This is a genomic window from Actinacidiphila yanglinensis, assembly GCF_900107965.1.
Lineage (GTDB): Bacteria > Actinomycetota > Actinomycetes > Streptomycetales > Streptomycetaceae > Actinacidiphila > Actinacidiphila yanglinensis.
Genome location: NZ_FNVU01000007.1, coordinates 114,019 through 139,986 on the forward strand (window position 1 = coordinate 114,019; position 25,968 = coordinate 139,986).

Consider the following 25,968-nt stretch of genomic DNA (forward strand, 5'->3'; position numbering starts at 1 on the left):
CGGCTGGGACCTCAGAGCTTCTCGACCGGGGCGTAGCGCAGCAGGAGTTGCTTGGGGCGCTCGTCACCGAAGTCGATGGTGGCCTTCTCGTCGCCCGGGCGGCCGGTGACCGCGACCACGGTGCCGAGGCCGAACTGGTCGTGGGTGACCCGGTCGCCGACGGCGAGCGAGATCACCGGACGGTCCCCGGTGGAGCGCCGGGTGGCGAACCCGCCGGTCCCCGAGCGCCCGCGCGCGGCGATCGACGAGGAGAGCGAGGCCGCGGCCTTGGATCCCGAGCCACCGCCGGGCTGCCCGGTCCGCTTCCACTCTATGAGCGCGTCGGGGATCTCCTCCAGGAACCGGGAGGGCGGGTTGTAGGCGGGCTGTCCCCAGGCGCTGCGCATCATCGACCGGGTGACGTAGAGCCGCTGGCGGGCACGGGTGATGCCCACGTAGGCGAGCCGGCGCTCCTCCTCCAGCTCCTTGACCTGGCCGAGGGCCCGCATGTGCGGGAAGACGCCGTCCTCCATGCCGGTGAGGAACACCACGGGGAACTCCAGGCCCTTGGCGGTGTGCAGCGTCATCAGGGTGATCACGCCCCCGGTGTCCTCCTCGCCGTCGGGCGAGTCGGGGATCTGGTCGGAGTCGGCGACGAGGGCGACGCGCTCCAGGAACTCGGCGAGCGAACCGGTCTCCTCCCCTTCCCGCTCCTGCTCGAACTCCAGGGCGACGGCTGCGAGTTCCTGGAGGTTCTCGACCCGGGTCTCGTCCTGCGGGTCGGTGGACGCCTGCAACTCCGCGAGGTAGCCGGTGCGTTCGAGCACCGCCTCCAGGACGACGGCGGGTCCCGCGCCGGACTCCACGACGGTGCGCAGGTCGTCCATGAGCGTGTTGAAGCGCTTGACCGCGTTCGCCGAACGCGCCGCCATGCCGTACGCCTCGTCGACGCGGCGCAGGGCCTGCGGGAAGGAGATCCGCTCGCGCTGGCCGAGGGCGTCGATCATCGCCTCGGCGCGCTCACCGATGCCGCGCTTGGGCACGTTGAGGATGCGGCGCAGCGGCACGGCGTCCTCGGGGTTGGCCAGGACGCGCAGGTAGGCGAGGACGTCACGGACCTCGCGACGCTCGTAGAAGCGGACGCCGCCGACGACCTTGTAGGGCAGGCCGACCCGGATGAAGACCTCTTCGAAGACACGGGACTGGGCGTTGGTGCGGTAGAAGACCGCGACGTCACCGGGACGGGCGTCGCCGGCGTCGGTGAGCCGGTCGATCTCGTCGGCGACGAACTGCGCCTCGTCGTGCTCCTGGTCGGCGACGTAGCCGGTGATGACCGGGCCCTGGCCGGACTCGGTCCACAGGTTCTTCGCGCGGCGGCCGGCGTTGCGCTCGATGACGGCGTTGGCGGCGTTGAGGATGTTCTGGGTGGAGCGGTAGTTCTGCTCCAGCAGGATGGTGCGGGCCTGCGGGTAGTCCTCCTCGAACTGGAGGATGTTGCGGATCGTCGCGCCGCGGAAGGCGTAGATCGACTGGTCGGCGTCGCCGACGACGCAGAGTTCGGCGGTGGGGACGGCGTCCGGGGCGGATTCCTCGGAGGGGTCCGCGGCGGGGTCCTCGGTGCCGACCAGCTCGCGCACCAGGGTGTACTGGGCGTGGTTGGTGTCCTGGTACTCGTCGACCAGGACGTGCCGGAAGCGCCGCCGGTAGTGCGCGGCGACCTCGGGGAACGCCTGCAGCAGGTTGACCGTGGTCATGATGATGTCGTCGAAGTCCAGCGCGTTGGCGTCGCGCAGCCGGGCCTGGTAGAGCGCGTACGCCTCGGCGAGCTTCTTCTCGAAGCCGTTCTCCGCCTTCGCGGCGAACGTCTCGTGGTCGACCAGCTCGTTCTTGAGGTTGGAGACCTGGGCGCTGAACGACTTCGGCGGGTACTGCTTGGGGTCGAGGTCCAGGTCGCGGCAGACCAGGGCCATCAGCCGGCGCGAGTCGGTCGCGTCGTAGATCGAGAACGACGAGGTGAAGCCGAGCGTCTTGGACTCGCGGCGCAGGATGCGCACGCACGCGCTGTGGAAGGTCGACACCCACATCACGTTGGCCCGCGGCCCGACCAGCTCCTCGACGCGCTCCTTCATCTCGCCCGCGGCCTTGTTGGTGAAGGTGATGGCGAGGATGGAGCCCGGGTGGACGTCGCGGGCGCCGAGCAGGTAGGCGATGCGGTGGGTGAGCACGCGGGTCTTGCCGGAGCCGGCGCCCGCGACGATGAGCAGCGGCCCGCCGTGGTGCTCGACGGCGGCGCGCTGCTGCTCGTTGAGACCCACGAGGAGCTGGGCGGGGTCGGCGACGGGACGCGCCGCGCCGTTGCGGTACTGCGCGTCGTGGGCCGGCGGGCCGTCGTACCGGCCGTGGAACAGGTCGTGCGGGACGTCCTCGCCGCCGGGGCCGTCCTCCGGGGGCGGGGGCTGCTCACCGTCGGAGGGGCCGTGGGCCGCGTCCATACCGGCCAGGAAGCTGTCGTCAAAGAGGCTGCTCATCGCCTCCCGAGTCTAGGCGCCCGCGGGGACACTCCACCGCCGTCCGCGGAAGTCGCCGCGTGGGTAGCCCGGATACCACGCTGGGTGACGATGCGGCCGCTTCGGCAAAACATTACGAAAAGGTATCGGGCCTATCGGACATCGCCCTTCCCAGCCGTACCAGGCATTGGCTAGCGTGCCGCACCAGCCGGATCCGGCAGCGTCCGAGAGGAGTCCGTCCGCCATGGCGACGCACCGTAAGGCCCGTACCGCGATACTCAGCACGCCCGGCCCCCGCGCGGCCGTCGGGATCACCACGGCCGCGCTGGCGACCGTGACACTGCTCAGCGAGAGCGCGAGCGCCACTCCCGCCTCCCCCAAGCCCAAGCAGCCGTCGATCAGCACGGTCAAGAAGCAGGTCGACTCCCTCAACCAGCAGGCCGAGGCGGCGACGCAGCGGTTCGACCAGGCGCAGGAGCAGACCGACCAGCAGAACACCAAGGTCAACAAGCTGCTCACGCAGGTCGCCCAGAAGACGCAGAAGCTCAACGACTCGCGGCGCGTGCTCGGCGAGTTCGCGGCGGCGCAGTACCGCAGCGGCGGCGACCTCACCACCAGCCGCTACCTGCTGTCGAACAACCCGCAGGACCTCGCCGACGAGGTGCACCTCACCGACGTGATGGGCAAGCGGGAGCAGGCGGCGGTCGAGAGCTACCGGACCCAGCAGGCCGCGGTCACCCAGCAGCGGATCGAGGCGGCCAAGAGCCTGGCCACGCTGACCACCAAGCAGGGCGAGCTCAAGTCCGCCAAGCAGGACGTCCAGACCAAGCTCGGCGCCGCGCAGAAGCTGCTCAACGGCCTCAACGCGCAGGAGAAGAAGCGGCTGGCGGAACTCCAGGCCAAGCAGGAGGCCGAGGCGAAGGCGAAGGCGAAGAAGCTCGCCGAGCAGGAGCAGGCCAAGCAGGCCGCCGCCGCGAAGACCGCGGCCAAGGGCGCCGACGCGCCCGTCGTGGCGTCCAACTCCTCGGCCGCCGAACAGGCCATCGCCTTCGCGCGGAACCAGATCGGCAAGCCGTACGTGTGGGGCGCGACCGGCCCGGACTCCTACGACTGCTCGGGGCTGACCCAGGCCGCGTACAAGGCCGCCGGGATCGACCTGCCGCGCACCACCTACGACCAGGTGAACGTCGGCACCCGGGTCTCCGAGGCCGACCTCCAGCCGGGCGACCTGATCTTCTTCTACAGCGACGTCAGCCACGTCGGGCTGTACATCGGCGACGGCGAGATGATCCACGCCCCGCACACCGGCACCGTGGTCAAGATCGCCCCGATCACCGAGATGCCCTTCTACGGGGCGGTCCGTCCGTAATGATGCCGCCTGCCCGTGTCGCCACCACACGGGCCTTTTCCACCGTTAAAGCGCACGGCAAAACCCCAGGTCACAAAGCGATTTCGGTCACATTGCAATCCAAACTTCCCATCACTCGGCGAAGTTGACTACGGTAGCCCGCTAGGTGGTACGCCTCCCGTCGGCAACGGTCCGGCAGCGCACCACCTCTGCCTAATCCGGCCGGCGGCCGGAGCCGGGGACCCACAGGCACATCGGGGTGAATCGGGACAGACGCACCCGCGTCCGTCCGGTAGGGCGACCTTTCCCGCCCGAACCCGTCAGCTAACCCGGTCGGCGGTCCACGGAAGGAGCGCCTCCTTGGCGTCGCACCGCAAGCCGCGTACCCGGATACTCGCGATGACCGCCCCGCGGGCGGCCGTCGGTATCACCACCGCGGCCCTGGCGTCGGTCACCCTGATGAGCGAGACCGCGAACGCGGCACCTGCCAAGCCCTCGATCAGCGAGGTCAAGAAGCAGGTCGACTCCCTCAACCAGCAGGCCGAGGTCGCCACGCAGCAGTACGACCAGGCCAAGGAGAAGACGGCGACGCAGCGCACCAAGACCAACCAGCTGCTCGCCGACGTCGCCGACAAGACCGAGAAGATGAACGAGTCCCGCCGCGTGCTGGGCCAGTTCGCCGCCGAGCAGTACCGCACCGGCGGTTTCGGTGCCACCACGCAGCTGCTGTTCTCCAACGACCCGCAGAGCTTCCTGTCGCAGAACCACCTGCTGGACCGGATGACCGCCACGCAGGAGCAGGCGCTCAAGTCGTTCAAGATCCAGCAGGAGCAGGCGTCGGTCCAGCGCGCCCAGGCCACCGCGAGCCTCCAGCAGCTGACCAGCTCGCAGAGCAAGCTCGCCACCCAGAAGAAGAACGCGCAGACCAAGCTCGCCGCCGCGCAGAAGCTGCTCAACAGCCTCAACGCCGAGCAGAAGAAGAAGCTCGCGGCGCTGCAGCCCAAGGCGCCGGCCTCCAGCGCGACGTACAAGTACAGCGGGCCCGCCTCCGGCCGCGTCGCCACCGCGATCCAGTTCGCCCTCGCCCAGCGCGGCAAGCCGTACGTCTCCGGCGCCACCGGCCCCAACTCGTACGACTGCTCGGGGCTGACCCAGGCCGCCTACCGCGCGGCCGGCATCACCATCGGCCGCACCACCTGGGACCAGGTCAAGGACGGCACGGCCGTGTCCGAGTCCGACCTCCAGCCGGGCGACCTGGTCTTCTTCTACTCCGGCATCAGCCACGTCGGCATCTACATCGGCAACGGCAACGTCGTGCACGCCCCACACACGGGCGCGTCGGTGGAGATCGCACCGATGGACTGGATGCCGTTCGCCGCGGCCCGCCGCATCGCCTGACGCCCTGAACGCCTGACGGCGAGCCCGCGCCTGGGCGCCCGGGCCCGGGCGCTCAGGCCCGGGCGCTCAGGCCCGGGGCCACGTGCTCAGGCGCTCAAGCGCTCAAGCCAGGACCAGCAGGTCCATCCAGCTGACCGCGGGCTCCGCCGGGTCTGCCGCGCGCAGCCGCGCCATGCCGCGTGCGAACTCCTCGTCGCTCAGCGCGCGCAGCTTCGTGTCGGTGTCCCGGCGCAGCAGGTCCGCGTACTGCCCGAGGCCCGGCGCGCTCTCCTGCGGTATGGCGGCCAGCTCGCGCGGTTCGAATCCGGCGGTCGCGAAGTCGGCGCAGACACGGTCCACCGTCGGGTAGCCGTCGACCACCGCCGCCGTCTCGGGGAAGAAGCGCACCCTCAGGTCGCGTTCGGCCCGGCCGGGGAAGAGGTTGCGGATCAGCACGGGTGCGCCCGGCTTCAGGGCGCGGCGCAACTCCCGTGCGGCGGCGGGCAGATCCGGGATGTGGTGCAGCACGGAGCCGAGCCAGGCCGCGTCGGCGCTCCCGTCCGGCACCGGCAGTGCGTCGGCACGGCCGTCCAGGGCCTCGATCCCGGATCCGCCGGCGGTCACGGGAACGACCGGGATCAGCGCGCGCATCGCCTCGGCGGGTTCGACCGCGACGACGTGGACGCCGAACCAGTCGTGCAGCGCGGCCGCGAATCCGCCGGTACCGGCGCCCACGTCGAGGACGGTCGTGCCGGGCGCGAGTCCGGCCGCCTCCTCGATCGCCGCCTGCCATGCGGCCAGCCCCGCGCGCGGGACCTCGCGGGCGAGTCGGTACTGCTCGGCGGTGGCGCGGTCGTACGAGATGCCGGTCATCGCGGTTCTCCCTGCGGACGGGGTGGGTGACGGGGGTGGGGTGGGTTCAGGTGCGTGCGGCCGCGCTCAGGTCCACAGCACCGCGATGAAGATGTTCACGGCGGTCAGGCCGCCCACCGCGCCGAAGGACACCGCGTCGACCTTCTCCTCGTCGCGCTTGACGTAGACCAGGCCCAGGATCACCAGCAGCACCACCAGCTTGATGCCGAGCTTCACGTTGCTCGGGTGCCGGCCGTCGGCGTGCGAGAGGCCGACCAGGGTCACGCCAGTGACCAGCATCGTCGCGGCGCCGTAGAGCATGCCGGGGACGAACCTGGGCTCGGCGCTGCCGCGGCCCATCGCCTTGAGCTGGGTGAGGAAGCCGCCCAGCAGCGCCGCGATGCCGATGATGTGCAGCCCGACAAACACATTGATGAGGGTGTCCATGGGCGGGACCCTACGGCGCGTAGCACACAGGACCCCGGGCGGGGTGCCCGATCGCGGGCATCGGTCGGCCGGCGCCGCGATGCGGGCGGGTCACCCGTCGAACGGCGGTCGGATCCGGTCGGTCACGGCGGAAAGGGGTCAGTCCCGAACACCCGGCCCGTGCGCCCCCGGGCGCAGGTTTAGCGTCCTTGGCGGTGGCCGATCCCATCGCCGTCGACACGCTCGCGGCGCGGTCGCCTCCACCGAAGTCCGGTGGCGCCGCGTCCCCCCGTGCGCGGTGCCGCCGGGCCTCCCTGCCGAAGGAGTGTCGGCCGCATGGCCTCGCACAGTCGCCACAGTCGCCGCCCGGCCGATCGCATCACCCGGCCGCCCCTCACCTCCCGGACCACCGCCCGCGCGGCGCTGTCGCTGGCCCTCGTCTCGGCCGCCTCCGTCAGCCTGCTCGGCAGGACCGCGCAGGCCGAGCCGGGACCGGCCGCCCCCGCCGACTCCGCGGACACGGCCGGCTCCGACGGCGCGCCCGGCGCGCCCGGATCGGTCGCGCAGGTCAGGGCCGAGGTCGACGCGCTGTACCGGAAGGCGGAGGCCGCCACGCAGCAGTACGACGGCGCGCGGCAGAAGGCCGACGCGGCCCGCTCGGCGGTCACCGACCTCCAGGCCGAACTCGCCCGCAAGACCGCCGGGATGAACGCGACCCGCGACGAACTGGGCGGGATCGCGGCCGCGCAGTACCGCTCGGGCACGCTGGACCCGACCCTCCAACTCGCCCTGAGCTCCTCCCCCGAGACATATCTCGACCAGATCGGCGCGCTCGACCGGATCGGCGACCGGCAGGCGGCAGCACTCGCGCGGCTCGCCGGGCAGCGGCGCGACATCGAGCAGACCCGCGCCGAGGCGGACGGCAAGCTGGCCTCGCTCAAGGCCGCGCAGACCACGCTCGCCTCCCGGAAGCACACCGTGCAGTCCGAACTGCGGCGGGCCCAGGCGCTGCTGGCCTCCCTCACCCCTGCGCAGCGCGCCACCGTCGACCCCCCGGACGGCACGGACATCGCGCTCAGCGACGCGGCCGCCACCCGCGGCACGTCCCGCACCCCGCTCGGCACCGACGCCGCGCCCTCCGCACGCGCCGCCCGTGCCGTCGCCTTCGCCTACCGGGCCATCGGCCTGCCCTACGTCTGGGGCGCCACCGGTCCTGGCGCGTACGACTGCTCCGGGCTCACCCAGGCGGCGTGGAAGGCCGCGGGGGTCTCGCTGCCGCGCACCACCTACACCCAGATCAACGCCGGCACGCGGGTCGGAGAGTCCGAACTGCGCCCGGGCGACCTGGTCTTCTTCTACTCCGGCATCTCCCACGTCGGCCTCTACATCGGCCACGGCGAGATGATCCACGCCCCGCACCCGGGCGCCCCGGTCCAGATCGCCCCCGTCTCGGAGATGCCCTTCGCGGGCGCGACCCGCCCGGCCTGAGACCGCCCTTCGATCCGGCTCGGCCCGCACCCGGGCGGCACCTGGGCACGGCCACGTCGTACCGCTCCGCCACGGGGCGGAGCAGGTCAGCGCAGGGTGACGCGGGTGGGGCCGTTGAAGCTCGACAGGGACATCACCGTGGCCGGGGTGCGCAGGCCGTCGTGGGACGCGAAGAGGGCGCGGGCCTCGTCGAACGGCACGTCGCCGCAGGTGGCGCGGGCGGCGAGGTCGTAGAGGTCGCGGATGTCGTCGGTCATCGCTCCGTCGTCGCCCGCCCCGATGCCCCAGACGTCCCAGAGCAGGGTCTCGACCTTGTTCAGGGCCGCCAGGTCGAGCCGGATGTTGCCGGCCACGAAGAACTCCCCCACCATCGGCCCCTCCGGCAGGTGCAGCCCGAAGGACTTCGGGTCGGCCTTGCCCGCGCGGATGAGCTGCCACGCCTCGCTCGCGACCAGGAACCGGTCCCTGGGCACGTCGGTCGGCTCGAACGGCATCGGGTACCACGCGGTGTCCGCTATCTGCGCGTCGGCCAGCAGCCAGCCGCGCTCGTCGTCCCAGTACTCGGTGACGACATGGTCGAAGTGGAAGCCGTCGTTCCCGAAGTAGGAGGCGAACCCGGAGCGGAGCCGGGCCGGGATGCCGACGTGGCGCAGCAGGGAGACGTGCAGGAGGGTGAAGTCGCGGCAGATGCCGACGAAACGGTCCGCGAACTCCCGCCGCTCCACCAGCGGGGCGCCGTCGCGCTCCACCACGAGCCGCAGGATGTCGTCGACGTAGCGGGTCTCCGCGTCGCCGCGCATCCGGTCCTCGGCGATCGGCACCCCGAACTGCCCGCCCTCGACCCGGTGGATCATCACGTCCCGCACCACCCGGGCGAGCGCGCCGACGTCCCTGGGCAGATCGGTGTACCAGCCGACGAGCTCGCCGGGGTCGGAGAAGGTGCTCTGCGAGGTGTAGAAGCCGGCCACTTCGGGGGCGAGACGGTGTGCGGTCATGGTGGGGTCCCCTGCCTGCCGCACTCGGCCACCGCGTCGGCGGCCGGCGACGTAAGCGAACTGCGCGTCGGAGCACCCCACCGTGCCAAAACCCGGCCCGCACTGTCCAGGGTTTTGCGCGCGCCGGCCGCCAGGACCGAACACGGCGGGGCCGCCCGTGCGTTGCCCGCTGTCGCGAGTGCACGGGCGGCCCCGGTCGTACGGGCCGGCCGGTGGCGGGCCCCCCCGTCTCCGCAGGGAGCTCAGGACGGCTCGCGCGGACCGGATTCAGCCCGGTCCGGGCTCACTTGACGTCGACGTAGTCCCCCGCCGCGGTGGCGGCCGGGGTGGTCGAGGTGCCGGCGAACGTGTAGCGCCAGTAGCCGTCGACCGACGCCTTGTACGTGGTCTTCAGGTTGCCGTGGCTGTCCGTCTTCAGCGTCTTGAGCGTGGTGTAGGTGCTGCTGGTCTTCTTGCGGAACTGCAGCTTGACCGACTGGCCGGTGTAGCCCGCGTAGACGTGGGTGTCCCAGTTGGCGCGGCTGAGCTTGCCGGTGATGGTCACCGTCGCGCCCTTCTTCACCGGCTCGGGTGCCGCGTTCACGGTCAGCGTCGAGTAGCGCTGGAGGGCGGGTGCGGCCAGGCCGGTGTGGTCGGCCTCGCCGATCTTGCTCTCGTCCGGGTTGTCACCGTCCTGCCCGTTGAGCGCGACCGCCCAGGCCACCGAGTGCCAGCCCGTGCCCGGGTCGCTCAGGGTCAGGTCCTCACGCGGGTAGATGTCGATGGTCCCCTTGCAGCTCTCCACCGTGACCACACCGGTCGACGAGCTGGTGGAGGAGGTGACCGTGCAGGTCGGCGCGTTGTCGCCGTACAGGTCGTTGGCGGGGTCGGTCGCCGAGCCGCGGTAGAGGTCCACACCGGCGATGAAGTCGTCCGCGCTGACGTCGACGTCGGTGGCGGTGAGGGTGAAGCTGTAAGGGACGTGCACCGTGTTCGTCGTGCCGACGACCACGGCGGGCTTGCCGCTGTCGACCTTCACGTTCGAGAAGGCCACGGCGAGCTGGTACGGCTGGCCCGAGGCCGGCTCGGCGGCCGTGCCGCTGGTCCGGGCGCCGAACGTGGTCGCCGCCGATCGCGCGGTGCCTGCCGCCAGGCGGTGGGCGGCCGCCCAACCGTCCTGGGCAGAGGAGGTGCCGGTCGCCTGCGCGGCCGGGATCACGGCGGCAGTCAGGGCCAGGGCCCCCGAGACGACTGCGACAGCCGCGGTTGCGCGTATACGCATGGATTCTCCGCTTGAGCAGCGTCGGGGCGGCCGGCTGACCGGTCGCCGCGACGAGAGGAATCATGAGCCTGCTGGCTCGCCTCCCTTGACGGTCGAAAGAGGCCGCACGTTGCACATCCTGTGAAATTTCTGTGCGCGATCTGCGCCACAGTGACCCCGCCGCGTGATCCGCGGGAGGAGAAGGTCACGGTTCGGGGCATTCCGGCCACCGGCCGCCCCGCGGCGGCGTATTGTCGACGCTCGCCCGATGAGCCGAACCGACGGGAGTACGGCGATGCACGCCCTGACGGCGAGTTGGGAAGGCTGGATGGCGGCCTTCCAGCAGCACTACGACCGGTTGCCGGACACGGCGCCCGACGTGCGCTGCCCCAACTGCGGTGCCCGCAAGCTGAACCTGGCCTTCCAGGGCCTCTTCCCGGACCGGGTCGGCTACGCGTCCTTCTGGTGCGAGACCTGCCTGACCGGTATCCACCTCTCCCGCTGCCTGGTCCCCGAGGACGTCCCCATGGACTCCGTCCACACCCCGGTCGACCAGCGCACCGCCCGCGTCCCCAACTACAGCCTGGTCTGGCCGGCCGACGAGGACGGGTAGGGGCGCCGCCGGCCCCGGCAACGACCCGACCAGGCGCGTCGGACCAGGCGCGTCAGACCAGGCGGCGGGCGGTCGCCCAGCGGGTCAGCTCGTGGCGGTTGGACAGCTGGAGCTTGCGCAGCACCGCCGAGACGTGGGACTCGACGGTCTTCACCGAGATGAACAGCTGCTTGGCGATCTCCTTGTAGGCGTAGCCGCGGGCGATCAGCCGCAGCACCTCGCGCTCGCGCTGCGTGAGCCGGTCGAGGTCCTCGTCGACCGGCGGGGCGTCGGTGGAGGCGAACGCGTCGAGGACGAAGCCGGCCAGGCGGGGTGAGAACACCGCGTCGCCGTCGCGCACCCGGAAGATGGAGTTGACCAGGTCCGGCCCGGTGATGGTCTTGGTGACGTAGCCGCGCGCACCGCCGCGGATCACGCCGATCACGTCCTCGGCCGCGTCGGAGACCGACAGGGCGAGGAAGCGCACCGGCCGGTCCGGGTCGGCGCTGAGCGCGGCGCACCGCCGCAGCACCTCGACCCCGCCGCCGCCGGGCAGGTGGACGTCGAGCAGCACGACCTCCGGACGGGTGGCGGTGACCACGGCGACCGCCTGGTCGACGTCGGCCGCCTCGCCGACCACCTCGACCCCGGTCTCGTCGGTGGCGCCGATCTCCGCCTGCACCCCGGTGCGGAACATGCGGTGGTCGTCGACGAGGACCACCCGGACCCGTCGTTCGTCTCCCGTGGGCGTAGTCATGCCGCCGCCACCCTCTCCATCTCGAGTTCGACTTCCGTGCCGCCGCCGGGCGCGGCCCGCAGCCGGGCCTCACCGCCGTTGCGCCGCATCCGTCCGATGATCGATTCTCTTACGCCCATGCGGTCGTCGGGAACCTGGTCGAGGTCGAAACCCGCGCCGTGGTCGCGGACCGAGACGAACACCTTCGCCTCCTCGACCTCGGCGTAGACCTGGACCGCGCCCCCGTCGCCGCCGTACTTCGCCGCGTTGACCATCGCCTCGCGGGCGGCCTGCATCTGCGCGACCAGCCGGTCGTCGAGCGGGCAGTCCCCCACGCAGACCACCTCGACGGGCACGCCGTGCGCGTCCTCCACCTCCGCGGCGGCGGCGCGCACCGCGTCGGCGAGCGTGGTCGGCTCGTCGTCGCGGCCGGTGCCCTCGGGGCGGTACAGCCACGCGCGCAGCTCGCGCTCCTGGGCCCGGGCCAGCCGGGCCACCTCGCGCGGCTCCTCGGCGTGCCGCTGGATCAGCGTGAGGGTGTGCAGCACCGAGTCGTGCACGTGGGCGGCGACCTCGGCGCGCTCCTGGGCGCGGATGCGCATCAGGCGCTCCGCGGACAGGTCCTGCGTCATCCGCACCAGATACGGTCCGGCGATCAGCGCGACCCCGACGAGCACGGCGAGCGCGGCCTGGAGGATGCCGCCGACGTGGCTGCCCGAACCGCGCACCACGATGAAGCCGGTGACCCCCGCGATCACGAGAAAGATGCCGCCCGCGGCCCGTACCAGCGGCCAGAACCGCTTGCCGTGGCTCATCTCGACCCAGCGCGCCTTGCGGGCGTTGTCGGCCTGCCGCCACACCAGCGAGACGCCCAGGCCGATCACCAGCAGCGGCCACACCGCGCGGTTGGCGGCGCCGAGGTTGAAGTTGTCGACGAGGATGCCGGTGCCGGCCGCCAGCGCGATCAGGGCCATGATCTGGCCCTTGTCCGGACGCTTGCCCGCCAGCCAGGAACGGGCGTCCCGCGGCTCCTTCGCCTCGGAGACGCCGCCGACGCCGAGCGGCACGAAGAACCAGAACACCGCGTAGAGCAGGATGCCGATGCCGTTGAAGACCGCGAGCAGCACGAACAGCGCGCGCACCCACAGCACGGGCAGTCCGAGGTGGCCGGCCAGCCCGCGCGCCACGCCGCCGATCATCCGGCCCTCGGAACTGCGGTAGAGCTTGCGCACACCGGACGCGGCGGGGTCGGGCGGCGCGAGGAAGGACGCTCCGGTGACGCCGCCGGACGGTCCGGGGGGCGGGGGGCTGGCTGACATACACCGATCGTCACACAGGCGCGACCCCGGGGGCATCAGGGTGAACCCCCGAGGATCCGCGAGCGGACCCCCAGGGGGCCTCCGGGGCGGGATCAGGGTCGTACCAGGGTCCAGGCGGGTGCCGGTACCGCGGCGGACACGCGACCATGGTGGCTATGACCGACGAGCCCACCGACACGAGTGCGCCCCGGGACCGGGACCGCGACGAGGGCAGCCAGGCGACGCGGCCCCGGGACCGGGACCGCGACGAGGGCAGCCAGGCGACGCTGCCGCCCCCGCTCCCGACCGCGGCCGAGGTGCCGGGGCCGGCCGGCGCCCCCGGGAGCGACCGCGGTGCCGGTTCCGGCGCCGGATGGACCAAGGACGCGGGCCGGGCACGGGGCGACGCGAAGGGCAGCGCGAGGGACGGCGCGAAGGACGGCGACGGCGCCGAGACCGAGGGAAGCGCGGACGGCGGGCACCCCCCGCTCCGGCGCGGCCGCGGCAAGGACAAGGTGCTGGCCGGCGTCTGCCACAGCGCGGGCCGCTGGTTCGGCGTCGACCCGGTGATCTTCCGCATCGTGCTCGCGGTGCTCGCGCTGACCGGCGGCATCGGCCTGATCGTCTACGGCATGGGCTGGCTGGTCATCCCGCAGGAGGGCGAGGAGGAGAGCGAGGCGCACCGCCTGCTGTCCGGACGGATCGAGGGCGCGCCGCTGACCGCCGTCCTCATGACGCTGGTCGGCTGCGGCCTGTACGCGTCGATGCTCGACAACGGCGCCAACCAGGCGTTCTCGCTGATCCTGCTGGGCGCGACGGCCGCCGCCGTGTACTGGTCTCAGCAGCGCGGCCGGATACAGGCGGCCGGCGAGACCCCGCTGGTGGCCGCGAGCGCGGTCGCGGACGCCCCGCCGGCCGCGCAGGCCCCGCCGGAGCCCGGCAGCACCCCGTCCTGGTGGCGCGACTCGCTGACGAAGCCGGCGTACCTGTGGGGCCCGGACGACGGGCCGTACCAGGAGGCGGATCGGCAGGCCTGGCGGGAGCGGAAGCGGGCCACCCGCAAGGAGCGGCTGTGGCCGTTCGGGCTGGTGGCCTTCCTGCTGGCGGCGACGGCCGCGGCGGTGGGCACCTCGGTGTCCTTCCACCGGACGTCGGTGGGCGCGAGCGTGGAGATCGGGCTGTCCTCGGCGCTGGGCGTCTTCGGCGTGGCCTACCTGGTCGCGTCCTTCGCGGGACGGCCGCGCGGCGCCACCGCGTTCTGGTCGCTGCTGACCATCGCCGGGCTGATCGCCACCGCCTCGCTGCCCAAGAACCCGGAGGGCTGGACCAGCCACTGGACCCCGGCCACCGCGGCCGCGATCCAGCCGCTGTACGTCCGGGGCGTGGGCGACGGCGACCTCGACCTGCGGAGGACGGCCCTGCACGACCGCACCGTGAGCAGCCGGGTCAAGGTGAACCTGGGCGAGGCGGTGGTCCGGCTGCCACCGGACGCCACGGTCGTCCTGAACTACCACATCGGCGTCGGCGACGTGCTGCTGCCGGGACGGAGCGACAGCGGAGTGAACATCAAGGGCGGAGCGCACGACACCGAGGTCTACGGCCCGAAGCCGGGCATCCGGTCCACCGGGACGATCGAACTCACGGTCCGGGTCGGCGTCGGGGATCTGCGGGTGGTCCGGTGAAGCGGCACCGTTTCGAGCCGGCGGCCCTGGTGATGGGCCTGGTCCTGATCGGCCTGTCCGTGTCCTTCCTGCTGGACGCGACCGGGGTGTGGGACCTGTCCGACCGGAACGCCACGATCACCGCGGCGAGCTGCGGGCTCGGCCTGGTCCTGGTGACCGCGAGCCTCACGCAGGTGGTGCGGATCGTACGGGACGTCCGGAGGCGGCGGACTCCTCGACCGTAGCCGCGCCCGGACCGCCGCCGGACGCCGGAGCACCCGCGCCGACGTCGGCACCGGCCCGCCACTTCTTCACCAGCACGTCGAGCGACAGGTAGGGCGTGCCCGCCAGCACCATCGGCAGCCAGGCCATCAGGTAGGCCAGGTCGTTGCCGTAGTAGTAGGGCGTCGTGGACCAGCTCACCGTCAGCCACAGGCTCAGCGAGATCAGCGCGCCGCCGAGCGCGGCCACCCGGCCGAGCAGCCCGAAGAACACCCCGAGGCCGACCGCGAGTTCACCGAGGGCGATCGCGTACCCGAAGCCGTGCGGCGCCTTCAGGGCGAGGTCGACCATGGCCGGTATCGCCGCCGAGTCCCGGACGCCGTGCAGGGTCTGGAGCAGCGAGCCGTTCGCCGAGTCGGTGAAGAAGGTGTTGCTGGTCAGCTTGTCGATCCCGGCGTAGGTGAAGGTCACGCCGAGGAAGATCCGCAACGGCAGCAGCGCGTAGCGGCGTGCGGTGTCCCGCCACGTCTCGAGCATCGTGTCCCCGCTCTCCCGCCGCGCTTGGTGGGGTGGAAGTGGTCTTCCGATGCAGCGGCGTCACGCCGTCATACGTACACCAGGGCACTTCGACTCAACGCGGCGGGGTTTTCGCGGGACGGCCGCGCGGGAGGGCGGGCGGCGGGACGTGACCACCCCGCCGCCCGCGCGGCCGGCGCCCGCTCACTCCCACTCGATGGTGCCCGGCGGCTTGCTGGTGACGTCCAGCACGACCCGGTTGACCTCGGCGACCTCGTTGGTGATCCGGGTGGAGATCCGGGCGAGCACGTCGTACGGCAGCCGGGACCAGTCGGCGGTCATGGCGTCCTCGGAGGAGACCGGCCGCAGCACCACCGGGTGGCCGTAGGTGCGGCCGTCGCCCTGGACGCCGACCGAGCGGACGTCGGCGAGCAGCACCACCGGGCACTGCCAGATGTCGCGGTCGAGGCCGGCCGCGGTCAGCTCCTCGCGGGCGATGGCGTCGGCCTCGCGCAGCAGGTCGAGGCGCTCCTTGGTGACCTCGCCGACGATGCGGATGCCGAGGCCGGGACCGGGGAACGGCTGGCGCTGGACGATCTCGTCGGGCAGGCCGAGCTCCTGGCCGACCATCCGCACCTCGTCCTTGAAGAGCTTGCGCAGCGGCTCGACCAGGGCGAACTCGAGGTCCTCGGGCAGGCCGCCGACGTTGTGGTGCGACTTGATGTTGGCGGTGCCGGTGCCGCCGCCGGACTCCACCACGTCCGGGTAGAGGGTGCCCTGGACCAGGAACTCCACGGGCTGGTCGCCCGGCGCCTCGGCGACGATCTCGGCCTGCGCCTGCTCGAAGACCCGGATGAACTCCCGGCCGATGGTCTTGCGCTTCTGCTCCGGGTCGGACACCCCGGCGAGCGCGGTGAGGAACCGCTCGGAGGCGTCGACGACCTTCAGCCGGACCCCGGTCGCGGCCACGAAGTCCTTCTCGACCTGCTCGGTCTCGCCCTTGCGCATCAGGCCGTGGTCGACGTACACGCAGGTCAGCCGGTCGCCGATGGCGCGCTGCACCAGTGCGGCGGCGACCGCGGAGTCCACCCCGCCGGACAGCCCGCAGATCGCCCGCCGGTCGCCGACCTGCGCGCGGATCGCGGCGATCTGCTCGTCCACCACGTTGCTGGTGGTCCACGACGGTTGGATGCCGGCGCCGCGGTAGAGGAAGTGCTCCAGGATCTGCTGGCCGTGCGTGGTGTGCAGCACCTCGGGGTGGTACTGGACGCCGTACAGCCGCTTCTCGTCGTCCTCGAACGCGGCGACCGGCACGACGTCGGTGCTCGCGGTGACGGTGAAGCCGTCGGGGGCGGCCGAGCAGGCGTCGCCGTGCGACATCCAGACCGACTGCTGGGCGGGGGTGCCTTCGAACAGGGTGGAGCCGGGCTTGGACACGTCCAGGGCGGTCCGGCCGTACTCGCGGGCGCCGGAGTTGTCGACGGTGCCGCCGAGGGTGGTGGCCATCAGCTGGAAGCCGTAGCACATCCCGAACACCGGCACCCCGGCCTCGAAGATCGAGCGGTCCAGGCCGGGCGCGCCCGGCGCGTAGACGGACGACGGGCCGCCGGACAGGATGATCGCCCTCGGCCGCTTCGCCAGCATCTCGGCGACCGGCATGGAGGAGGGCACGATCTCGCTGTAGACCCGCGCCTCGCGCACCCGGCGGGCGATGAGCTGGGCGTACTGGGCGCCGAAGTCGACGACCAGGACGGTGTCGGTCTCGGGAGCGGGGTCGGCTGGGGTCGCTGAGGACACGGGCGGCCTTCCGGCGAGGGTTACGGGAGTATGCCGCCAGTCTACCCAGGGCGGCGGAACCTCCCGACCCTGCTCGGGCGCCCCCGGCACCGCGCTGGATACGGCCTTGCGCCCGCACCCGGTGGGTGGTCCATACTGGCGCCATGCACCAGTACACCTTCGCGTTTACCTATGGCACCGGCCGGTCCGGCTGCCATGGTCGCGTCGTGTGAGCTGACGCAAGCGACCTCCAGGCGCCCCGGGCCACTCGGCCCGGGGCGCCTGTCGCTTCCGGACCGGTGCCCGGGTCGTGACCGACGTGCCACCGACCCGAGGAGCAGACCGTGACCGACGCCCACCCCGAGCCCGTCCGCGCCCTTCCCGCCGACGCCCTGCCGGCAGCCGCAGCCGTTCCCGCCCCGGCCGCGCCGGACGACGCACCGCTGCCCTCCGCCGCCGAGCAGGTGATCGCCGAGGCACGGCAGCGTATCGACGCTCTCGACGGGCAGATCATCGAACTGGTCCGGCGCCGGGTCGAGATCTCCGGGGAGGTGCAGCGGGCCCGGATGGGAGCGGGCGGGCGGCGGCTGCACCTGGCCCGCGAGATGGAGGTGCTGCGGGTGTACGGCGATGCGCTCGGCCGGCCCGGTACCGCGCTGGCCATGACCCTGCTGGAGCTGGGGCGCGGCCGGGTGTGACGGTATGACCGGCCGCCGCACGCTTCCCCTTTCGAGGGGGATCACCCGAACGGCACGTGACCGGCCGACGGGCCCTTCGTTGGAGGAGGTGTCCGTGCCAGCCAGGGGCGGTAACCCAACACCACGCGTGGAAATGGACACCGCCTAGACGCAGCTGGGCGGGGTGTGAACCGGTGCGATGAGGCGGCCGCAGTGATGCGGCCGCCGTGGGACCTCGCATCGGCCCGAGTGGCCGGACGGCAGGGGACAGCAGCCCGGTCACGACTCTAAAGAGGCGGTCGGCTCCCGGGGACGCCCGGGACCGGCCGCTCTGCGAGTGACACATTACAGCGTGTTCAGGGCGTTTTGGGCACCTGCGGTGCCTCTTCCACCCGAGGCACGCGGGGTATCGGCAGCAGCGGAAGCCGCAGCGCGCCGAACGCGTCCGCCGGCACGGCCGGGGCGACGGGCTCGACCGCGGTGATCCTGCGGTACGCCTCGTCCTGGGCCGGCCGCGGGTCCGACTCCCCCTTGTTCGGCCACAGCGACATCGCCCGCTCGGCCTGCGCGGTGATCGTCAGCGAGGGGTTGACCCCCAGGTTCGCCGAGACCGCGGCACCGTCGACCACATGGATGCCCGGGTACCCGAACAGCCGGTGGTACGGGTCGATCACGCCGTGCTCGGCGTCCGCGCCGATCGGGCAGCCGCCCAGGAAGTGCGCGGTCATCGGCCGGTCGGTGGCCTCACCGATGTTGCTGCCCGCGAAGCCGTGGATCTCCTCGGCGATCAGCTCGGCGGCCCGCGCGCCCTCGGGGATGTGCACCGGGTTGGGGGCGCCGTGCCCCTGACGGGCGGTCAGCAGCCCTTTGCCCAGGCCCTTGTCCTTGCGGTAGGTGGTCAGCGAGTTGTCGCTGGTCTGCATCACCAGCCCGATGATCGTCCGTTCCGACCAGCGGAAGTTCGACAGCGAGCGCAGCCCGACCGCCGGGTGGCGCAGGTAGTTGACCGCGAACTCCGCCCAGCGCGGCAGCTTCCCGCGGTGCGGCGCGGCCATGATGGACAGGTTGCCCATCGCGTTCGAGCCGCGGCCGTAGCGGACCGGCTCGATGTGGGTGTGGTCGTTCGGGTGCACCGAGCTGGTGATGGCCACGCCCCGGGTGAAGTCCAGCGGGCGGTCCGGGTGGCGCTTGCGGTAGCGCGACGCGCTGGTCTGCGCGCCGACCAGCGCCTCGGAGTTGGTCCGGGTCAGCTCGCCCAGCCGGGGCGAGATCCGCGGCAGCCGGCCCGCGTCCCGCATGGTGTGCAGCAGGGTCTGCGTCCCGTAGGTGCCGGCCGCGACCACCACCTGGCGGGCGCGCAGCACGCCGCGGCCGCCCTTGCGGCGCCGGTCGGTGGGCACGGTCGTGACCCGGTAGCCCCCGGCGGGGTCGTCGGCCAGCTCGACGACGGTCGTCATCGCCCGGATCTCCGCGCCGGCCCGCTCCGCGAGGTGCAGGTAGTTCTCGTTGAGGGTGTTCTTCGCGCCGTGCCGGCAGCCCGTCATGCACTCCCCGCACTCGGTGCAGGCCCGCCGGGACGGCCCGGCCCCGCCGAAGTACGGGTCGGCGACCTCCTCGCCGGGCGCGGCGGTCGGCCCTGCGGCGCCCGCCTCCGGGTCCGCGCAGGCGTCCCGCCCGTCCCCGAAGAACACGCCGACCGGTGCCAGGTGGAAGCTGTCCCCCACCCCCATCTTCTCGGCGGCCGCCTTGAGATGGACGTCCGACGGTGTCGTGGTCGGGTTGAGCCGCACCCCCAGCATCCGCCTGGCCTGGTCGTAGTAGGGCGCCAGTTCCTGCTGCCAGTCGGTGATCGCGCCCCACTGCCGGTCCTGGAAGAACGCGGGCGGCGGGACGTACAGCGTGTTCGCGTAGTTCAGCGAGCCGCCGCCGACCCCCGCGCCGGCCAGCACCAGCACCTTGCCCAGTACGTGGATGCGCTGGATGCCGTAGAGGCCCAGCGAGGGTGCCCACAGGTAGTTGCGCACGTCCCACGAGTTCTTCGGCAGTTCCTCCCGGGCGAAGCGGCGGCCCGCCTCCAGCACGCCGACCCGGTAGCCCTTCTCGGTCAGCCGCAGCGCGGACACCGCCCCGCCGAAGCCCGATCCGACGACGATGACGTCGTAGTCGTAGCCGTCTTCCTGTGCCACCTGGTCCTCCGGGAGTCGCTGGTCGGGGGTGGGTCAGCGGATGCGCAGGCCCTTCATCAGCCGCAGCGACCGGTTGAGCAGGGTCGCGTAGCTCTCGTCGCTCAGGCCGAACGCCGGGCCCATCGGCAGCAGCCGCTGCGTCGCGACGGTCTGCGCCTCGGTGTACTTGAGGATGCCCTCCGAGCCGTGCCGGCGGCCGAGCCCGGAGTCCTTCATGCCTCCCATCGGCGCCCGCACGCTGCCGTAGGCCGCCGCGTACGCCTCGTTGACGTTGACGGTGCCGGAGCGCAGCCGGGCCGCGAGCGCGGTGCCGCGGCGGACGTCGCGGGTCCACACGCTGGCGTTGAGCCCGTACGCGCTGGCGTTGGCGCGCGCGACCGCCTCGTCCTCGTCGCGGAAGCGGTAGACGGACACCACCGGGCCGAAGGTCTCCTCGGCGCACACCGCCATCGGCGCCTCGACGCCCTCCAGCACCGTCGGCTCGTAGACGTACGGGCCGACGTCGGGGCGCGGGCGGCCACCGGTGAGCACCGTGGCGCCCTTCTCCCGGGCCTCCTCCACGTGCCGGGTGACCAGGGCGAGTTGGCGTTCGCCGACCAGCGAGCCCATGCCCGCCCCGTAGGCCAGCGCGGTGCCGAGCCGGATCTCCCGGGTCAGCGCGACGAACTTCGCGGTGAAGGCGTCGGCGACCGACTCGTGCACGAACACCCGCTCGATGGAGATGCACAGCTGCCCGGCCGAGGCGAAGCAGGCCCGCACCGCACCGGCCGCGGCGCGGTCCAGGTCGGCGTCGCGCAGCACCAGCAGGGCGTTCTTGCCACCGAGTTCGAGCGAGGCGCCGACCAGCCGGGCGGCCGCGCGCTGGGCGACCTCGCGGCCGGTGCGGGTGGAGCCGGTGAAGGAGACGTAGTCGGCGTGCTCGACCACGGCGGGGCCGACCACCGGGCCGTCCCCGATGACGATCTGCCAGACGTCCTCGGGCAGCCCGGCCTCGATGAACTGCCGGCGGGCCCACAGCGCGGTGAGCGCGGTCTCGGTGTCGGGCTTCATCACCACCGCGTTGCCGGCCGCGAAGGCGGGCAGGGCGTCGCCGACCGACAGCTCCAGCGGGTAGTTCCAGGGCGCGATCTGCCCGACCACCCCGCGCGGCTGGCGCAGTTCGAGCGCCTTGGTGAGGGTGGGCACGGCGCCGGTGTGCCGCTTCGGCCTGAGGTAGGAGGGCGCCTTGAAGCCGTAGTGCCGGGCGGACATCGCGACCACCTGGACCTCTTCGTGGGCGTGCAGCCTGGCCTTGCCGGTCTCCAGCTGGATGAGGTCCAGCACCTCGGCCTGCCGGGCGAGCACCAGGTCGTGGAAGCGCAGCAGCACCTTCGCGCGCTGCCGTGCGGGCGTCGCGGCCCAGCCGGCCTGCGCGGCGCGGGCCCGGCGGTACGCCTCGGCGACCTCGTCCGGGGTGGCCTCCGGCAGCTCGGCCAGCTGCTCGCCGGTCAGCGGGGTGTGGCTCGCGGTCCGGCCGGAGCCCACCACGCCCTGGGTCAGCCGGGCGACGAGTTCGGGGGTGACGACGTCCTGCGGACCGCGCGAGGTCGCGGGGCGCGGCGCGACGGGGTTGTCGGTGCTGCCGTCGACCAGGGAGGCACTGGGTGTCACGCTTTCCGGCGAATCCGTCATGCCGGTGAGGGTACGGCGGCCGGACCGCCGTGGATACCCATCAGTAGCCTTTTTCTCCATGACTTCTGCAACTACGCCAGCGTGCGGTGGCATCGTGACGGTTCGTGCAGGTCAGATCAGTCGAACAGGCGGCTGATTCGCCGGGCGGAGCGGATCGCGGGGTCAGCCCGCGCTGTAGGTCTGGACGGCCTTGTCGAACGCCTGCTGGACCGCGGCGCGTTGGCTGTCCAGGCCGGTGACCAGCACGATGTGGTACTTGCCGCCGATCAGGATGGCGAGGTTGCGCGCGTACACGCCCTGACCGCTGGAGTCGCGGTAGGTGTACTCGCCCTCGGCGGCCGGGTGGCCGTCGAGGGTCAGGGACTGCAGGCCCGACGCCGAGGACCAGGACGAGGCGCGGAAGTCGGCGAGTTCCGGCTCGTTGAGCTGGTAGGCGACCGGGTCGGTGCCGCGCGCGGACGACCTGTCCCGGCCGGGGACCACGGTGAGCTGGAGGTCGTCGCCGGCGTAGGTGACCTCGTCCTTCGAGTTGGCACCCGAGCGCTGCCAGCCCGTGTGCACCGCCACCGAGAAGCCCGCGGCGTCGCGCCGCAGCACGAAGTCGGGGCCGAGTGCCGGGCCGGACGGCGAGGTGGGCGGCTTGCTCGCCGGCTTGCCGGACGAACCGGCGGGCGGCTTGCTCGCGGTGGACGCCCCGGTGCTCGGTGCGGTCGAGGCGCCTGCGGACTTGCCGCCGCCGTTCTTGCCGTCGCCGGGGTGCGGCATCCCGGCCGGGAGGGTGCGGTCGGCGTGCGCGCCGTCGGAGGAGTCCTTGCGCTGCGGCAGGAACAGCAGGGCGTACGCCACCACGGCCGCGAGGATCACCAGCACCGCGATCAGCAGCCGCAGGCCGAGCCGGCGCGGCGAGTCCGAACTCCCGTCGGGACGCCGGTAGACGACGTCCTCCTCGTGGATGTGCGGGCGGGTGGCGGTGCGCGGGCCGCTGTGGGTGACGGTGGTCTGGTCGGGCACGGCGGGGCGGGCCGACTTGGCGGCCTTCGCCGGGCGGGCCGGCCTGGCGGGCAGGATCTGCTCCGTCGGCGCGTCCGGTGCGGCCACCGCCGAGGACATGCCGACGGCCTTACCCGGACCGGCCGGCCGAGCCTGCTTGGGCAGGCGGCCGGCCCTGGCCTGCTTGCCCCGGGCGTGCCGGCGATGCTGGGCGCCCGCGTCGGACTCGGCAGCGGCCTTCTTCCTGCGCCGCCGCACGAGTTCGCCCCGGCGCCGCTTGACCGGCAGCTTCGCCGGATCGGTGGGCACCTGCACGGTGCTGACGCCGAGGTCCGGCTCGGGCGCGGACCGGATCAGGGAGCGCAGCCAGCCGCCCAACTCCTCCGCCTCGGGCCGCTCCTCGGGATCCGGGCGCAGCAGCGACTCGACGATCGGGCGCAGCGGGCCGCACTCCTCGGCGAAGGCGGGCGGCTCGGCGCAGACCAGCTGGACGAGCTCGGCGGCGCTCTCCTCGGGGTAGGGCGGGTGGCCCTGCACGCTGCGGAACAGCAGGGAGCCGAGCGCCCACAGGTCGGCCGCCGGGCCGACCGGCGGGGACAGCCGCCAGTTCTCGTGGACTTCGTGCGCCTGCTCGGGCGCCCAGCGCTCGGTGACGGCGCCGACCACGGTGATGCGGTTCTGCCGGGCCCGCTCCTGTTCGAGCGCGGAGCGCGGGCCGTGCCAGTCGTCCCCTTCGCCGCCGCCGGCGAGCACCTGCTCGGGCAGCGGGTCGTACCCGCACAGCGCCTCCTGGGCGGCGCCCGCGGCCAGGCCGGCGAGCATCGCCCGGCCGTCGTCGCAGACCAGGACGGTACTCGCCGTGACGTTGCGGTGGGTCCAGCCGGTGGCGTGCAGGGCGCGCAGCGCGGTCAGCACGTCGGAGGCGACCTCGGCGGCGCGGTAGGCGTCCAGCGGCCGCTCGGCGAGTAACGCGGCCAGCGACCGGGCGGACACCAGTTCGCTCGCGATCCACAGGCTGCCGTCCTCGACGAATATGTCGAAGACCTGGACCAGGCGCGGGTGGTCGGGGATGGCCGCGGCGCTGCGGGCCGCCTCCAGGGCGCGCCGGGCGCTCTCGTCCAGCCCGTCGTCGCCGTCGCCCGAGGGCCTGCGCGACCCGTCGGACGCCTCGGACCCCTCGGCCGGCTCGGCACTGACCACCTCGGGCAGCAGCACCTGGTGGACCAGGACCTCCTGGCCGCTGTAGGTATCGAAGGCGCGGCTCTCGACGAGTTCGAACTCGTCGGCGGGCGGCCGGGGCAGCCGGTAGCGCTCAGCGAGCACGCGTCCCGCGTACTCCTCCACGGCGCCCCCCTTCCGGCCCGCCTGGTCGCTCATCCGCCGCACACCCCGAAACGGTCAGGCCCGTTCGGGTCCGGACACTTCCGACGGGAAGTCGGTCCGCATCCGGCTGCGGACAGTCCACACGTACTCACCTTACGTGCTCCGGCCCGCCTACTTGGCCGGTTTGAAGGTACTGAAGAACGTCGCGAGGTTGAGGCGGTTCGCTGCACTGGCCCACTCGCCGGCCGGAGTGGTGTACAGCAGCGCGTAGCCGTGCCCGGGGCCCGTCACCATGCCGCGGTTCAGGACATGTACCGCCTTACCCTGCTGCTGCCGGGTGTATTCCCAGTCGGCCGCGTCGTAGCCGCGGTACTGCGCCTTCGCGACCTTGATCTGGTGATAGCCGGGCATCTGCCCGGGCGCGGCGGCGGAGTCCTTCTGCCAGGTGCCGAGGGCGCTCTTGCCCGGGGAGTGCGTCCAGTCCACCAGCAAGGTCGCGGCGCCCGGGCCCTTGAAGCGCGAGCCGACGCCGTAGCCGTCGTCGCCGATCCGCCGCCAGCCCTTGGGAAGCGCTATCGAGAAGCCCTCGGAGTCCTTGTGGACGCTCCAGCCCGCCGGGAGCGCGGTCCCGGCGCCGGCCGCGGGGCGGGAGGCCGGCGCGGACGGCGCGGTGGCGGTACCGCCGGTGGCGGGCGAACTCCCCGCGTCCCCGGAGTTCTTGGCCTGCCCGGTGCCCCGGCCCTTGCCGGTGTCGTGCGTGGCGGTGCTCGGCGTGCTCCCCGCGGGGGTGCCGCCCTTCCCGTCGCCGCCCCCGCCGCCGGACTCGGCGATCGCGACGCCTATCACGGTGCCCAGCAGTGCCAGCACCACCGCGGCCACCACCAGCACCAGGGTGCGGCGCTGCAGCACGTCGTTCAGCGAGGCCCGCCGCGCGCCCGCCGGGGCACCCGGACCCGATCCGGCCCCGTCCTTGTCCCGCGGGTCGGCGGCCTTGCGCAGCGCCCGCAGCGCCTCGCGCGCCCTGGCCTGGTCGATAGCGGCCTTGCGGGCGGCCGGCGGCGCGTCGGTCGGGACGGGCTGGGGGTCGACCGGGCCCGTATCGGCGTGCGGGCCGCCGACCGTGGGCGGCATGCTCGGGATCGGCAGGGCGCGGGTCGGGTCGGGGGCCGGCTCGACCGGCACGTCCGGGGCGTCCACCACAGCGGTGAGCAGCCGGCGGGCGCCCGCGTCGTCCAGCCGCCGGTCCGGGTCCTTGTCCAGCAGCCCGGAGATCGCCTCGGCGAGCGGCCCGGAGACGCGCATCGGGCCGACCGGCTCGGTCATCACCGCGGTGAGGGTGGCGATCGCGGAGCCCTTGTCGTAGGGCGGGTGGCCCTCGACGGAGGCGAACAGCAGGGCGCCGAGCGACCACAGGTCCGCGGGTGGGCCGGGCTTCTGCCCGCGGGCCCGCTCGGGCGAGATGTACGACGGCGCGCCGACGAGCATGCCGGTGGAGGTCACCGACGGGTCGCCGTCGATCTGGGCGATGCCGAAGTCGCCGAGGACGACCCGCCCGCCCCCGGTCGCCGGCTCCTCGTCGTCACGGGCCCCGGCGTCCGCGAGCAGCACGTTGGACGGCTTCACATCGCGATGCAGGATGCCCTCCGCGTGGGCGGCCTTGAGCACGTCGAGCAGCACCAGGCCGACCTCGGCGGCTCGCCGGGGGGTGAGCGGGCCGTCCTCGCGGATCGCGTCGGCGAGCGACCGGCCCTCGACCAGTTCCATGACGATCCATGGCCGGTCGTCCTCCTTGACGACGTCGAAGACCGTGATCGCGCCGGTGTTCCGGATGCGCGCGGTGGCCTTGGCCTCGCGCAGCGTCCGGGTCACCAGGCGGCGCTTCTCGTCGTCGTCGACGTTGCCGGGGAAGCGCAGTTCCTTCACGGCGACGCTGCGGCCCAGCGTCTCGTCGACGGCGCGCCACACGGTTCCCATGCCGCCCTTGCCGAGCACGCTTTCGAGGCGGTACCGGTCGGCGAGCACGCGTCCGTCGGTACCTTCGACCTCGCTCATGGAATTCCTCTGTCGTGTCTTCCGGGTGTGTCTGCCGGCTGCCGGGGAGTGCGGGC

General features: G+C 72.9%; 20 protein-coding genes and 1 riboswitch. Of the genes, 7 read left to right on the forward strand and 13 right to left on the reverse strand.

Going from position 1 to position 25,968, the window contains the following annotated elements; all coding sequences use genetic code 11:
• Positions 1 to 11 precede the first annotated feature (11 nt).
• Positions 12 to 2,507 carry a DNA helicase PcrA gene (gene pcrA / locus C4U44_RS17915; RefSeq protein WP_103886842.1) on the reverse strand — a complete coding sequence of 832 codons (2,496 nt, stop codon included), beginning with the start codon at positions 2,505 to 2,507 and terminating at the stop codon, positions 12 to 14.
• A gap of 223 nt (positions 2,508 to 2,730) precedes the next feature.
• Between pcrA and C4U44_RS17920 the strand changes: the two genes are divergently transcribed.
• Together C4U44_RS17920 and C4U44_RS17925 are read left to right on the forward strand one after the other, a co-directional pair.
• The gene (locus C4U44_RS17920; protein ID WP_103886843.1) at positions 2,731 to 3,855 is read left to right on the forward strand and encodes a C40 family peptidase; all 1,125 of its coding nucleotides are present in this window, start codon (positions 2,731 to 2,733) and stop codon (positions 3,853 to 3,855) included.
• A 179-nt stretch (positions 3,856 to 4,034) separates the two neighbouring features.
• A riboswitch (cyclic di-AMP (ydaO/yuaA leader) is annotated at positions 4,035 to 4,188 on the forward strand.
• Positions 4,189 to 4,194: 6 nt separating this feature from the next.
• Positions 4,195 to 5,232 carry a C40 family peptidase gene (locus C4U44_RS17925; RefSeq protein WP_103886844.1) on the forward strand — a complete coding sequence of 346 codons (1,038 nt, stop codon included), beginning with the start codon at positions 4,195 to 4,197 and terminating at the stop codon, positions 5,230 to 5,232.
• 102 nt (positions 5,233 to 5,334) lie between these two features.
• Here C4U44_RS17925 and C4U44_RS17930 read toward each other — a convergent pair whose 3' ends face one another.
• A complete protein-coding gene (locus C4U44_RS17930; protein WP_103886845.1) occupies positions 5,335 to 6,084 on the reverse strand; it encodes a class I SAM-dependent methyltransferase in 750 nt (249 codons plus the stop codon).
• A gap of 66 nt (positions 6,085 to 6,150) precedes the next feature.
• Positions 6,151 to 6,510: a hypothetical protein gene (locus C4U44_RS17935; protein WP_103886846.1), complete on the reverse strand. Its 360-nt coding sequence runs from the start codon at positions 6,508 to 6,510 to the stop codon at positions 6,151 to 6,153.
• Between the two features lie 315 nt (positions 6,511 to 6,825).
• Here C4U44_RS17935 and C4U44_RS17940 point away from each other — a divergent pair, with 315 nt between their 5' ends.
• Complete coding sequence (locus tag C4U44_RS17940) at positions 6,826 to 7,977, forward strand: C40 family peptidase (RefSeq protein WP_103886847.1); 1,152 nt, start codon at positions 6,826 to 6,828, stop codon at positions 7,975 to 7,977.
• Positions 7,978 to 8,063: 86 nt separating this feature from the next.
• Here C4U44_RS17940 and C4U44_RS17945 read toward each other — a convergent pair whose 3' ends face one another.
• Positions 8,064 to 8,972: a transglutaminase-like domain-containing protein gene (locus C4U44_RS17945; RefSeq protein WP_103886848.1), complete on the reverse strand. Its 909-nt coding sequence runs from the start codon at positions 8,970 to 8,972 to the stop codon at positions 8,064 to 8,066.
• A 283-nt stretch (positions 8,973 to 9,255) separates the two neighbouring features.
• On the reverse strand, positions 9,256 to 10,233 hold the full coding sequence (locus C4U44_RS17950) for a hypothetical protein (RefSeq protein WP_103886849.1): 978 nt from the start codon (positions 10,231 to 10,233) through the stop codon (positions 9,256 to 9,258).
• A gap of 247 nt (positions 10,234 to 10,480) precedes the next feature.
• Here C4U44_RS17950 and C4U44_RS17955 point away from each other — a divergent pair, with 247 nt between their 5' ends.
• Positions 10,481 to 10,825, forward strand: coding sequence for a hypothetical protein (locus tag C4U44_RS17955; protein WP_146088287.1), 345 nt, complete (start codon positions 10,481 to 10,483; stop codon positions 10,823 to 10,825).
• 52 nt (positions 10,826 to 10,877) lie between these two features.
• Here the strand turns inward: C4U44_RS17955 and C4U44_RS17960 are convergent, their stop codons facing one another.
• Together C4U44_RS17960 and C4U44_RS17965 are read right to left on the reverse strand one after the other, a co-directional pair.
• Positions 10,878 to 11,561, reverse strand: a complete 684-nt coding sequence (locus C4U44_RS17960; protein ID WP_103886851.1) for a LuxR C-terminal-related transcriptional regulator — start codon at positions 11,559 to 11,561, stop codon at positions 10,878 to 10,880.
• Positions 11,558 to 12,859, reverse strand: a complete 1,302-nt coding sequence (locus C4U44_RS17965; protein WP_103886852.1) for an ATP-binding protein — start codon at positions 12,857 to 12,859, stop codon at positions 11,558 to 11,560. Before C4U44_RS17965 ends, C4U44_RS17960 begins: the two co-directional genes overlap by 4 nt.
• A 155-nt stretch (positions 12,860 to 13,014) precedes the next feature.
• Here C4U44_RS17965 and C4U44_RS17970 point away from each other — a divergent pair, with 155 nt between their 5' ends.
• Positions 13,015 to 14,520 carry a PspC domain-containing protein gene (locus C4U44_RS17970; protein WP_103886853.1) on the forward strand — a complete coding sequence of 502 codons (1,506 nt, stop codon included), beginning with the start codon at positions 13,015 to 13,017 and terminating at the stop codon, positions 14,518 to 14,520.
• Entirely contained in the window at positions 14,517 to 14,744 is a 228-nt protein-coding gene (locus C4U44_RS17975; protein ID WP_103886854.1) for a hypothetical protein, read from the forward strand. The genes C4U44_RS17970 and C4U44_RS17975 overlap by 4 nt, the downstream gene beginning before the upstream one ends.
• Here C4U44_RS17975 and C4U44_RS17980 read toward each other — a convergent pair.
• Positions 14,686 to 15,258: a DoxX family protein gene (locus C4U44_RS17980; RefSeq protein WP_103886855.1), complete on the reverse strand. Its 573-nt coding sequence runs from the start codon at positions 15,256 to 15,258 to the stop codon at positions 14,686 to 14,688. The genes C4U44_RS17975 and C4U44_RS17980 overlap by 59 nt on opposite strands.
• Before the next feature lie 183 nt (positions 15,259 to 15,441).
• Positions 15,442 to 17,034, reverse strand: coding sequence for a glutamine-hydrolyzing GMP synthase (guaA, locus tag C4U44_RS17985; RefSeq protein ID WP_103886856.1), 1,593 nt, complete (start codon positions 17,032 to 17,034; stop codon positions 15,442 to 15,444).
• 323 nt (positions 17,035 to 17,357) lie between these two features.
• Here guaA and C4U44_RS17990 point away from each other — a divergent pair, with 323 nt between their 5' ends.
• Positions 17,358 to 17,711, forward strand: a complete 354-nt coding sequence (locus C4U44_RS17990; RefSeq protein WP_407642855.1) for a chorismate mutase — start codon at positions 17,358 to 17,360, stop codon at positions 17,709 to 17,711.
• A gap of 335 nt (positions 17,712 to 18,046) precedes the next feature.
• On the opposite strand, the gene C4U44_RS17995 is transcribed toward C4U44_RS17990, so the two are convergent.
• The 4 genes from C4U44_RS17995 to C4U44_RS18010 form a co-directional block, all read right to left on the reverse strand.
• Positions 18,047 to 19,876 carry a GMC oxidoreductase gene (locus tag C4U44_RS17995; protein ID WP_103886857.1) on the reverse strand — a complete coding sequence of 610 codons (1,830 nt, stop codon included), beginning with the start codon at positions 19,874 to 19,876 and terminating at the stop codon, positions 18,047 to 18,049.
• 33 nt (positions 19,877 to 19,909) lie between these two features.
• Entirely contained in the window at positions 19,910 to 21,547 is a 1,638-nt protein-coding gene (locus C4U44_RS18000; RefSeq protein WP_103886858.1) for a succinic semialdehyde dehydrogenase, read from the reverse strand.
• A 162-nt stretch (positions 21,548 to 21,709) separates the two neighbouring features.
• Positions 21,710 to 23,881, reverse strand: coding sequence for a protein kinase (locus C4U44_RS18005; protein WP_103887099.1), 2,172 nt, complete (start codon positions 23,879 to 23,881; stop codon positions 21,710 to 21,712).
• 150 nt (positions 23,882 to 24,031) lie between these two features.
• A complete protein-coding gene (locus C4U44_RS18010) occupies positions 24,032 to 25,912 on the reverse strand; it encodes a serine/threonine-protein kinase (protein WP_103886859.1) in 1,881 nt (626 codons plus the stop codon).
• Between the last annotated feature and the right edge of the window lie 56 nt (positions 25,913 to 25,968).